Source organism: uncultured Psychroserpens sp. (genome assembly GCF_947501425.1).
Taxonomy (GTDB): Bacteria; Bacteroidota; Bacteroidia; order Flavobacteriales; family Flavobacteriaceae; genus Psychroserpens.
This window is the reverse complement of sequence record NZ_CANMVN010000008.1, coordinates 133,433-145,735: the sequence shown is the minus strand read 5'-3', so window position 1 is coordinate 145,735 and position 12,303 is coordinate 133,433. Positions and strand designations below refer to the sequence as shown.

At 34.6% G+C, this 12,303-nt stretch carries 5 protein-coding genes; 4 read left to right on the top strand and 1 reads right to left on the bottom strand.

All coding sequences use genetic code 11. From position 1 onward, the window contains the following. Positions 1-21: 21 nt before the first annotated feature. From gdhA to Q0951_RS13350, 4 genes are all read left to right on the top strand, one after another. A complete protein-coding gene (gdhA, locus tag Q0951_RS13365; RefSeq protein WP_299337704.1) occupies positions 22-1,365 on the top strand; it encodes an NADP-specific glutamate dehydrogenase in 1,344 nt (447 codons plus the stop codon). Between the two features lie 124 nt (positions 1,366-1,489). Next, positions 1,490-3,862, top strand: coding sequence for a two-component regulator propeller domain-containing protein (locus Q0951_RS13360; protein ID WP_299337701.1), 2,373 nt, complete (start codon positions 1,490-1,492; stop codon positions 3,860-3,862). Positions 3,863-3,874: 12 nt separating this feature from the next. Further along, positions 3,875-4,594: a DNA repair protein RecO gene (recO, locus tag Q0951_RS13355; RefSeq protein WP_299337698.1), complete on the top strand. Its 720-nt coding sequence runs from the start codon at positions 3,875-3,877 to the stop codon at positions 4,592-4,594. A 5-nt stretch (positions 4,595-4,599) separates the two neighbouring features. Further along, positions 4,600-7,011: a TonB-dependent siderophore receptor gene (locus tag Q0951_RS13350; protein ID WP_299337695.1), complete on the top strand. Its 2,412-nt coding sequence runs from the start codon at positions 4,600-4,602 to the stop codon at positions 7,009-7,011. 77 nt (positions 7,012-7,088) lie between these two features. Here Q0951_RS13350 and Q0951_RS13345 read toward each other — a convergent pair whose 3' ends face one another. Next, a complete protein-coding gene (locus Q0951_RS13345) occupies positions 7,089-12,218 on the bottom strand; it encodes a choice-of-anchor D domain-containing protein (protein ID WP_299337692.1) in 5,130 nt (1,709 codons plus the stop codon). Between the last annotated feature and the right edge of the window lie 85 nt (positions 12,219-12,303).

The following is a 12,303-nucleotide window of genomic DNA, read 5'->3' as shown; positions in this document are numbered from 1 at the left end:
ACATTATTAATACTTTAATAAATGAAAGAAAAAATTGAAGCTTTTCTAAAACTTGTAAAAGATAAGAACAGTCATGAAACTGAATTTTTACAAGCTGTACATGAGGTTGCAGAAACAGTGATCCCTTTTATTGAGGACAACCCTAAATATCAAGGTAAAATGCTTTTAGAGCGTATGGTTGAGCCAGAACGTACTATTATTTTCAGAGTACCATGGATTGATGATGAAGGACATACTCAGGTAAACAGAGGATTTAGGGTTGAGTTTAACTCAGCAATAGGACCTTATAAAGGAGGTTTGCGTTTTCACCCATCTGTAAATTTAAGTATCCTAAAGTTTTTAGGATTTGAGCAAGTGTTTAAAAACTCACTTACTACATTGCCTATGGGTGGAGGTAAAGGAGGATCTGACTTTAACCCAAAAGGGAAAAGTGATAATGAAGTGATGCGTTTTTGTCAATCATTTATGACTGAATTATTTAGACATATTGGGCCTAATACTGATGTGCCAGCTGGTGATATTGGAGTAGGAGGACGCGAGATAGGGTTCTTATTTGGTCAATATAAAAGACTTCAAAATGAATTTACCGGAGTTTTAACAGGAAAAGGTATTAGTTATGGCGGATCTTTAATAAGACCAGAAGCCACAGGTTATGGTTGTGTGTATTTTGCAAAAAATATGCTTGCCACTAACGGTGATTCTTTTGAAGGTAAAACAGTAGCTATATCTGGATCAGGTAATGTAGCACAATACGCTTGTGAAAAAGCAACACAATTAGGTGCTAAAGTATTGACAATGTCTGATTCTGGAGGATATATCCACGATGCAGATGGTATAGATAAAGATAAATTAGCATTCATAATGAATCTTAAAAATGTAAAACGAGGAAGAATAAGTGAGTATGTAGATGAGTATCCTTCAGCATCATATCATTCTGGTGAAAGACCTTGGTCTGTCAACTGTGATATTGCATTGCCTTGTGCAACGCAAAATGAATTAAATGGAGAGGAAGCAAAACAATTGATAAACAATAATGTTATTGCTGTAGCAGAAGGAGCTAATATGCCAACAACTCCAGAAGCTATAGAAGCTTTTCAAAAGGCTAAAGTTCTATTCTCACCAGGAAAAGCGTCAAATGCAGGAGGTGTTGCAACCTCTGGGTTAGAAATGAGTCAGAACTCTTTACGTTTGAGTTGGACAAGAGAAGAAGTTGATGAGAAACTAAATAAGATCATGGATGATATTCATGAGTCTTGTGTTGAATATGGAAGAAGAGAAGATGGTTATGTAGACTACGTCAAAGGAGCTAATGTTGCAGGTTTTGTTAAAATTGCTGATGCAATGCTTGCTCAGGGAGTCGTATAATATATTACATATGAATATAAAAAAGCTTTCAGAATTAATCTGAAAGCTTTTTTTATTGAGATCAACTATATGATTTTAGATAAAATGTCGTTAGATATAAATATATTTGATAAAAATAACTGATATGCTTAAAAGAGTAGTATTCATCCTTTTAACTTTAGTGTCATTTAAAAGTACCTCTCAAGATTTTTCATCATTATGGGAAGGGTACTTCTCATATTTTGAAATTAAGGATGTAACACAAGGAAATGATAAAATATTTGCTGCCTCAGAAAATGCTATTTTCAGTTATGACATCTTTACCAATGAAATAGAAACAATTACTACTATTAATGGTTTATCAGGAGAAACCATATCTACAATTAAATACAGTGAAGATTTTGACCTTTTAATAGTAGGATATGAAACCGGACTGATTGAGATTGTTTTCAATACTGATTCTGAAATATTATCTGTAGTTGATATTTTAGAGAAAGAGACCATTTCACCTGTATTAAAAAAGATCAACCATTTCCACGAAAATGAAGGCCTTGTTTATATATCAACAGATTATGGAATTTCAGTATATGATCTAGATCAATTAGAGTTTGGAGATACTTACTTCATTGGAGATGGAGGTAGTCAAATTTCTATTAATCAAACAACAACATTTGGTGGTTTCATATACGCTGCTTGTGGATCTAATAGTGGTCTTAAAAAAGCCTCTTTAGATAATCAAAACCTGATAGATTTTCAGCAATGGACAACAATAGTTCCTGGGAACTTCTCTGCAGTTCAAAACGTAGGGGAAAACCTTTATACAGTTAGATTCAACAACGTACTTTACGAAATCATAAATGATAATATTTTTGGTTTAATTACTTATTCATTATTACCAGAAGATGTCAGATCTGTTGGAGACAAACTTATTGTGACACTTAGAGAAGAGGTTTTTGTATACGATCAGAATTTTATAGAAATACAAAGTGCTGCAACAAATGAAAATTATGATACCGATTTTACATCAGCAACACTATTAGAAGACGACATTTACATTGGGACTACAACTACAGGTGTTCTAAAAACTATAGAAAATGTTCCTAATGAGTATGATGTTATACTGCCTCAAGGACCATCTAGTAATCGTGCATTTAAGTTACAGGCAGGTAATAATCAACTATGGGTAACTTATGGAGATTATACAGCATCATTTAATCCTGCACCAGTACGTCGATTTGGTATTAGTGTTTTTAGAGACGAAGAATGGAATAATATTCCGTTTGACAGTTTGCTTGTTGCTAAAAATTTAGTTGATATTGCAATCAACCCGTTTAATCCAAGTCAAGTATTTATAAGTTCTTTTCAAGATGGGATTTTAGAGATGAATAACGAGGAAGCAACCGTTTTATTAAATCAGAATAATAGTGGTTTAGAATCACTGGTAGTGCCTAATAATCCTAATGTGATTAGTATTAGACAAACTGCATCAAAATTTGATAGAAATGGATTGATGTGGACACTCACCTCAAAAGTAGATCGTGGCTTAAAGTCTTTTAACCCTTCAACTGGGCAATGGCAAGGCTATAGTCTCTCTGACATAATTCCTGTTGCTTTAACAGGAGAAAAAGGCTTTGGAGATCTCGAACTTGGAAGTGGTGGTGTAAAGTGGATATCATCCAATGATAACGGTTTAATTGGTTACAATACTGAAACTGGAGAAAGCAATAATGTGTTTTCCGAAGAACAAAATATGCCGTCAACTAGAGTGAGAGCTATTGCTTTAGATAGTAGAAATCAACTTTGGATTGGTACAATAAAAGGGTTAAGAGTTTTATTTAATACGTCTAACTTTATAGATAACCCAGATCCTAGCGTTAATGAAATTGTTATTTTAGAAAATGGAATACCAACAGAGCTATTGTCAAATCAGTTTATCACTGATATAAAAGTAGATGGTTCAGATAACAAATGGGTAGGAACTATAGATTCAGGGATTTTCTATTTTTCACCTGATGGCCAAGAAACCATATTTCAGTTTACTACTGATAATTCACCTCTTCCGTCTAACTCAATAACTGACATATCTATTGATCCAGAATCTGGAAGAGTTTATATTGCTACAACCAGAGGCTTAGTTTCATTCTCCTCTGGAGGTACAAAGCCTAAAGAAACACTAGACGAAGCATTTATATATCCAAATCCAGTAAGACCAGAATATAATATTCTTGGATTTGACGATTTAAATGATATTAATAACGGAATAAAAATTTCGGGATTGACAGAGAATGTCAATGTTAAAATTACAGATATTGAAGGTAATCTTGTTGCCGAAGCTCAATCTAGAGTAAATCAGAGATCATCAAATGCCAATTATAATTTTGCTATTGATGGTGGTACTGGTATCTGGAATGGAAAAAATTTAAGAGGTAACATCGTGGCTTCAGGAGTGTATTTGTTTATGATATCAGATTTAGACTCTTTTGAAACCAAAGTTTTAAAATTACTTATTGTTAGATAATATCATCTCAACATGCTTATCAAAACTAAAGCTATAGTACTCTCTAAACTTAAGTATAGAGATAATGATCTTATTGTAAAGTGTTTTACATTGCATAGAGGCGTAGTTAGCTATTTGCTTAGAGGTGTTATGAATAGTAAAAAAGGGAATTCTAAAATTGCTTATTTCCAACTATTATCACAACTTCAAATTGAAGAGAATTTCAGAGAGAATCAGTCGTTGCAAACTATTAAAGATATACGATTAGACTCGAGTTACACAAGTTTACATACCAATATATTGAAGAGTTCAATTGTGATGTTTTTGGCTGAGGTGTTATCATCAGTACTCAGAGAAGAAGAAGAAAACCATCAATTATATAATTATTTAGAAACAGCGTTTCTGTGGTTAGACGCTACAGACGAGTTCTCAAACTTTCATTTGTTGTTTTTACTTAACCTAACTAAACATCTTGGTTTTTACCCTGATACTTCAGATACAAACCAAATGTATTTCAACCTCAATAACGGGTTATTTCAATCTAAAAAAGAGGATGTTTACAGTGTTTCAGGAGAAAATTTAACAGTGCTAAAACAGTTATTAGGCACAAATTTTGATAATCTAAATGATATAAAGTTAAACTCAAAACAAAGACAATCATTTCTTGCAATGTTATTGTTATATTTTGAATTACATTTGGGCAGTTTTAAAAAACCAAAATCTCTACAAATTTTCAATCAGGTATTTAATTGATATTTATGAAGTTTACGCTTTCAGTCATATTTTTATTATCATTTCTAATAGGGAGCTCTCAAACTGTTAGAGTTTTAGAGAGTACCACCAACATACCAATATCTGGAGTAACTTTATTTAATTTTAAAAAAGATAAATCAGTTATAACTGACATAGATGGTAAGGCCTCTTTAGATCAATTTGATGAGAATGAAATCATCTATTTTCAAAACATACTCTATACAAATATATCTCTAAAGAAAAGTGAAATCAGAGAAAACGGATTTACAATTTACATGCAGCCTAGCATTGAAGATTTAGGTCAGGTTGTTATTTCTGCATCAAGATTTGAACAAGTTAAAAGAGATATTCCCCAAACGATAGTTAATATTAATGCTAATGATATCAAATTTGAAAATCCTCAAACCAGTGCAGATCTCCTGGAAAGTACAGGAAATGTATTTGTTCAAAAAAGTCAATTAGGAGGTGGAAGCCCAATGATTAGAGGTTTTTCTACTAACCGACTTCTAATTACTGTAGATGGTGTTAGAATGAATAATGCAACGTTTAGAGGTGGAAACTTACAAAATGTAATTTCTATTGACCCCTTTACTATTCAAAACACCGAAATTACTCTTGGAGCAGGTTCAGTAGTCTATGGTAGTGATGCCATTGGAGGTGTTATGAGTTTCTACACTCAAAAACCACAATTGTCTTATAAAGACTCTTTGTATTTTAATTCTAATGCTGCAGTACGATACGCTACTGCCAATAAGGAAAAAACAGGACACTTAGATTTTAATTTCGGATTAAAGAATTGGGCATTTTTAAGCAGCATCAGTTATACAGATTTTGATGATCTAAGAATGGGTAGATATGGTCCAGATGATTATTTAAGACCAGAATTTGTAGAGACAATTAATGGTGAAGATGTGATAGTAGAAAATGAAAATCCTCGCATTCAAAAGCCTACAGCGTATAATCAAATTAACGTTTTACAAAAAGTTAGATATGAGCCAAAAGAAGATTTAAGCTTCGATCTTGGATTGTATTATACAACTACGTCTACATTTCCTAGATACGATAGATTGATTAGAAATCGAGGTGATAATTTAGGCTCAGCAGAATGGAACTATGGTCCGCAACGTTGGGTAATGGGTAATTTTCAAGTTACAAAGCTTAGTAGTAGTTCCAATTTATATGATAAGATACAAGCTACTGCAGCCTATCAAAATTTTCAAGAGAGCAGAATAGATAGAGATTTTCAATCTGAAAATAGAAGAGTTAGAGAGGAGGCAGTCGATGCATATTCATTAAATATTGATTTTGAAAAAGGATTTACAGCAAAAAGTACATTTTTTTACGGTTTAGAATATGTGTTCAATACTGTGAGTTCAAGTGCAAGTGAAATCAACATCACTACCGATGTGAGTTCTCCAACTGTATCCAGATATCCCAATGGATCTAATTGGCAGTCTATGGCAGCCTATGCAAGTTTTAAATACAAACCTAATTCAAAATTTGTTTTCCAATCGGGTTTGAGATATAATCATGTCATTGCCAAGGCAGACTTTATGGAGAACAATCAATTTTTAAATTTGCCTTTTAATACTTCGGAAATAAATACAGGAGCCTTGACAGGAACAGCTGGTATAAGTTGGACACCAAGTAAGATGATTCAATGGAAATTCAATGCTTCTACAGCATTTAGAGCACCAAATATTGATGATATTGGTAAGGTATTTGATTCTGAACCTGGTTCTGTAGTTGTGCCAAATGAAAATCTAAGACCAGAGTATGCTTATGGAGGTGAATTGGGATTACGACTTAATTTTGATGATGTATTTGTCCTAGATATGGCAACCTATTATACATTTTTAGATAATGCATTAATACGAAGTGATTTTACTTTAAATGGCGAATCTCAAATTGAATATGATGGCGAATTAAGCAATGTACAAGCCATACAAAATGCCTCGAAAGAATGGATATATGGTTTTGAAGTTGGTGTAAAACTCAATCTTTCTAAGCAATTAAAGCTTACATCACAATATAATATTATTGGAGGAACAGAAGAGGATAATGCCATTGAAGTTCCAGTTAGGCATATTGCTCCAAATTTTGGAAATACACATTTTGTATGGAAGAATGATAAATTTTTAATTGATGCCTTTGCAGAATATAATAACGAATTATCGTTTGATCAATTGGCACCATCAGAGCGCGCTAAGGATTATATCTACGCACTAGATCAAAATGGGAACCCTTACGCACCATCATGGTATACTTTTAACTTGAGAACTCAATATCAGATCTCAAATTCAGCAACCGTAATTGCGTCTCTAGAAAATATAACCGATCAGCGCTATCAGACTTATTCTTCAGGTATTGCAGCTCCTGGTAGAAACCTCATATTATCGTTAAGATATAGTCTCTAAATATAGTTAGCTAAAAAAGGAGGTTTTAGTAATAATATACCAAAACCTCCTTTTTAATTTGTTTTTTATCGTAACGGTTATTGTCTTTTTACCGCTTTTTTAGATATTGTTTGTCCGTTTGAAAGCGTGACTTTAGCAATATAGGTTGCTTGACTCAAGCGAGATAAGTTATAGATTTCAACATTACTATTTCCTTCAAGCTTATAAATAGTTCTTCCAACAACATCAATGATTTCGACGTTCTTAATGATTAAATTAGTTCCCACTGAAATTTTAACGCTCCCATCACTAAGTTCTACTATTGTTACATCGTTAGGTGAAACTTCATTTTCATTTACTGAAAGTGATTCAGGTTGAAATACAATTTCAAAACGATCGTTGAATTCTCCAGTCTCCGAAGTAAACGAGTAATCATTAGCACTTAAGTCATGCGTAGTGTCTAATTCATAATCTTTAAGGTATACTGTATTTTGAGTCATAAAGTTACCTTCTAATTCTGAAATCGATAACGTGTAAATTGTTGGTTCTTCAATTATAGTATAGAAACCTAAAGGAATCACCTCTTCTAAAGATAGACTAGTCGATGCTTTTCCTTGAATTGCATATTTTTTATTGCTATTATTATCTATTAGTGAATAAATCAATGAGTTTGCATTTGCTGATAAGTTTTTATGAGCATCGAAATACATGCCGTCATCATCATCAGTAGCACCTTCAATATATCCAATTAATATTTGATTGAAAACACCATTATCTGACGTTAAATCTAATCTAATCTTGTTTGGAGTATTAATGTTAGATGTTCTAAAGAACTGATTATTATTACCAGTTACTCTCATACTATTATTGAAGATAACATCTGTCGTTCTTATACTTCCAGAAACAACACTCGAAGGAGCTGTATCTGTCATTGACACAAAGAAACCTTGACCTGAAGGAATAAAACGAGCAGGAACTACACCATCACCACCAGCAGTTGCTCCAGTTCCATTGATAATAGCATAATCACTTTGTGAGTAATTTAATACTTCATTACCATTAGTATTACCATCTGCAGCTGTATTGTGAGACCAGAAGAAGATAGCTCCACTTGTAGCACCTACAGTCTGATCAATACTTGCATTTGCAGCTAAAAACAAATCTGCATCTATTGCAGAAGGGTAAGGGTTTCCTATAAAGTTCCAGTTATTATCATTTGTCTCTGCATCATTTCTATAAATAGGAACATTATAAACACCGTTATTAAAAGGTCCTTCAAAGGTGTATTTATATCGTGCCGGATTAATGTATCCAATAGCATCGTGAGTAGACGCATATCCAACTCCAGTTAGCATTGTTGAAGCGGCTGTGGCATATTGCCAATCGTTAGCATCATCATCGATATCATCTTGTCCAGCAACGGCTGTATTATCATTATTAGTTTCTTGAGTTGAATCTCTAAAGTTTTGACCATTATACCAGAAACGTCTTTGTACTTCAGATTCACTTAAACCATCACCTATAATTTCTCCGGAAACTGGAGAACTCCAATAAGTATATTCCTGATAAGAATTTAAAATAGCTGTTTCTTTTTCTACAGTTATTCTTGTTTTATCAGATAAAACAGCACCATCTACAATACCACTGTCATTGTTTTGTACAAAAGAACCGTCTGTTTCTACTAATATATTGCCATTAACAGTCAGGTTATTTTCTACTTCAACATAGAAGTTATTTGTAATTGTTAGTAAATTAGAAGCATTAACAATTAATTGACAAGCACTAAAACTTCCTTCTGTACTTGTATTGTAATTGGCATCAATAACAGCAATAGTTGAAATTCCTGGAGCACCATTACTCCATTCTAAAGTTCCAGCATTATCATACCAAGTGGTACTAGAAACATTAAGTTTAACAGCATTTGAAGCGGTGTAGCAGGTTGCATCATCTTCTCTCACCTGACAGTAATATTGATAACCATCCAAAGCTAATGTATTGAGTATGTCTAATGTAGCCAGAGTAGCACCAGAGTAAGTAGCTCCATTTGTAACAGCAGTCCAGTTGATGTCACTAGGCGCAGCAAAATACCACTGATAAGCTAAAGTGTTTCCACCAGAAAAACCTTCGGTGGCAGTGACGCTAATTGATGCTGCAAAATCACAATTTACAGATGGTAAATTAGGCTGTAATGTTATGGATGGAGGGACACCAGTTGAAAAGTCATAAATTCCTATGTCTGTATAATCATTTGTACTTACACATGAAGTCATGCCTGAGCCTGCCCAATCGATAATATTCCAATCGGCAGTATCAAATGTAGTTGTTGGGATAGGAGTTGCCGTATTCAGTCTTCTAAAGTTAAACCCTCGATCTCCCGTAATAGCTGTTGAATTCATCCAGTTGTTGACGCCAAATTCTCCAAAAGCATCTATAAGAGTCCCTGTGTTGTAAAGACCAATAAAATCATGCTCATTAGTTCTGACATTAACACCAGATAAAGTTGAACTGATGAGGTCTCCATATGTACCGTCACCTCCAGGTGTAGCACAAAGCGCGCTTGCTAAAACTCCAGAAGTACCAGTAGTTACAACAAAGGTATCTCCAGCATTTATGGTGCCGCTTAAGGTTTGTGATGTAAATGAAGAAGTACTTCCGTTGGCATATATTCGTATCTCATAATTGGCAAGATTTACATTAGCACCAGTAGCATTGTAGATTTCAATATAAGTTAAACTTCCATAAGTGGCATCTGTAACTTCACTCATAAATAATTCACCCAGAGCAGAGCCACCTTCACAAGTACCAATTTGATTGTCTATTACTGTGAAAGGCGCATTACCGGGACAACCCAGATTGTCTGTAATTTCTAAATTACCTGTTAAGGCACCACTTGGAACAGTCACTTCCATAACTGTGTTGGATATGTTATTAACGGTAGCAGCCAAGCCATTAAATGATGCAGTAGCACTGCTTAAGTCTGTTCCGGTAACAGTTACAATTGTTCCCTCTGGTCCTGATGTAGGAGTTAAAGATATGGCATTAGCGACGCAATTTCCAGTACCCTGAACCCTGAAATTATAAGTGCCTTCATCATTGTCGTCATTTGTAATAATAATATCTGCTTGCCTTACACCAGCAGCTAACGGTGAAAAAGAAACTTCAAAGATTGTTACACCTGAGATAGCTATACTTGAAGCAGGAGCAACAGTTATGGTGAAATCTCCAGGATTAGTTCCACCGACAGTGATATTAGAAATATTCAATACATCTGTACCTGTATTTTGAATTCTAAATGTTTTTTCTTGAGATGAACCTATAAATTGAGCAGCAAATAATGTGTTGTCAGTACCACTCGGTGTAGTGTCGCCATCTGCAATGTCAGGAAATGCTCCAATATCTCCTTCTACATTTATTTCCGGAGTTGGTGATGTTCCTGTCCCTTGTAAAATGATTGTACATGCTGATTCATCTGAATCATCGTTATTAATTGTAAGTGTTGCACTTCTAGAGCCTAGTGCACTAGGCGTAAATCTTACAGTTACGGTTTGTGTGTTTCCAGCTGTAACAACAAATGGTGTAGCTGGAGAAATGATAGAGTAATCACCTGCTGCTGCTCCAGTTATTGCCATTGAAGATACCGTTAGATCAGAAGCACCATCATTATCAATATCAAAGGTAAGGTCTGTGTCAAATCCAGTGGCTTGAGATCCAAAAGCCATGGCAAATCCACATGCCTGATCGGTATTTGAAGCATCAACTAACTGTATTTCGGGAGCAGTACATGGAGAAATTAAAGTGTTATCTCCAGGCGAACCACCAGTTAATACAGCTTGCCAGTTAGTATCTGTGTCTGAGTTATCTGCAGTTGCGTCTATCACGTGAAAAGAACTACCATTGCCATTTGTAGGATTACTGTCTGCATCATCATAAGCTACTGAGTCTGCCACTACATTAGTTGGAGTTTCCAGTGTGATCGTTGCTCCACCATTAGTCAGGAAATTTGTAGCTCCAATAGGATTAGAATAGTCAGGAGTAAATGGACATTCTGGTGCAGGAGATGAACTTAAATGCCCTAATAACACAGTAATACAGCTGTTTGCTGGAATTGTAGTGCTAGAAGGAAATGTAAACCTTGTTGTGCCGTTAACATCAATGGTATAGTCACTAACGTCTTGTGCTGTCCCATTAAGGTTACAAATTTCTATCCATTCATAATCATTAGCTGCAGGTGGATTGTACATGATTTCTGTGATGACTACGTCGGCTACAGGGAGTGTAACAGTACCATTCAACCCAATATTTCTTGTAGTCGCTCCTGTACTTGTACAAGTTACATTACCTGAAAATGGTGAATTAACATTTAGTAATCCTGAAACCAATCGTGTATAAATCGTTGTATTTGCAACTGTACCACTAGCTTGATTTAAAGTAATTGCTGTAGTTTGATATGGACCTCCTGAAACTGTAGAAATTTCCCAGTTAGTTGGAGGAGATATAATAATATCATTTGTTAGATCTGAACCCGAAACATCGAAACTTTGCTCTGCTGAAGGGCCAAAAGTTTCTACATAAGTGAAACCAGATAAACTGCTTGGGCTAGCAGTAATTGTTGGTGTTGGAGAACCTCCAGATTCTGTAATAACAATATTATCTATTAAAATGCCTTCTCCATTGGAGGTCAAATTATTGAATTGAAAGTCAATGTCTAAAGTGGTGTTAGCAGTAAGTGTAATTGATGAGGTCGTAAAAGTCGTGAACGCAGTAGTTGACAACTCCTGACCAGGATCACCATTACCATTAAAGTCTAAATCTAATGCCGCAGGATTATTAAAGGCATCAGTATTGATATGCTGTACAGCCATCAAATTTTGATATGCTCCACCATCAATTGAGTAAGTAATTAGTAGCTCATCAGTTGCATCCCATTGTGCTGCATTGTCATAAGACAAATCGACAGCAAATGTAAAAGATGTTGATCCTGTTACATCAATTTGATCCAGTGTAATAGATGGGTTTCCTGATATGTCTTCTGCAGCCCAGTGAAAAGTAGCATTTCCGTTAATAGCGGTTCCAGTTCTGTTAAAGGTGTCTGTGTTTCCTGTGCCAAATGTAGTAGATGGTGTATAACCAGCACCTAAAGTTTCAAAGTCGATGGTGGTGACCTGTGCATAGCTTGTAATGACCAGACACAAGAAGGCAATCAAGATAAGGGAGTAATTCTTTTTCATAGGGATGAATTAATATTTTTTGCTTTTAAGCAAACGTGCAAATTTAACCAAAAATACTTAAAAATGAGGATTTTAATATACGACA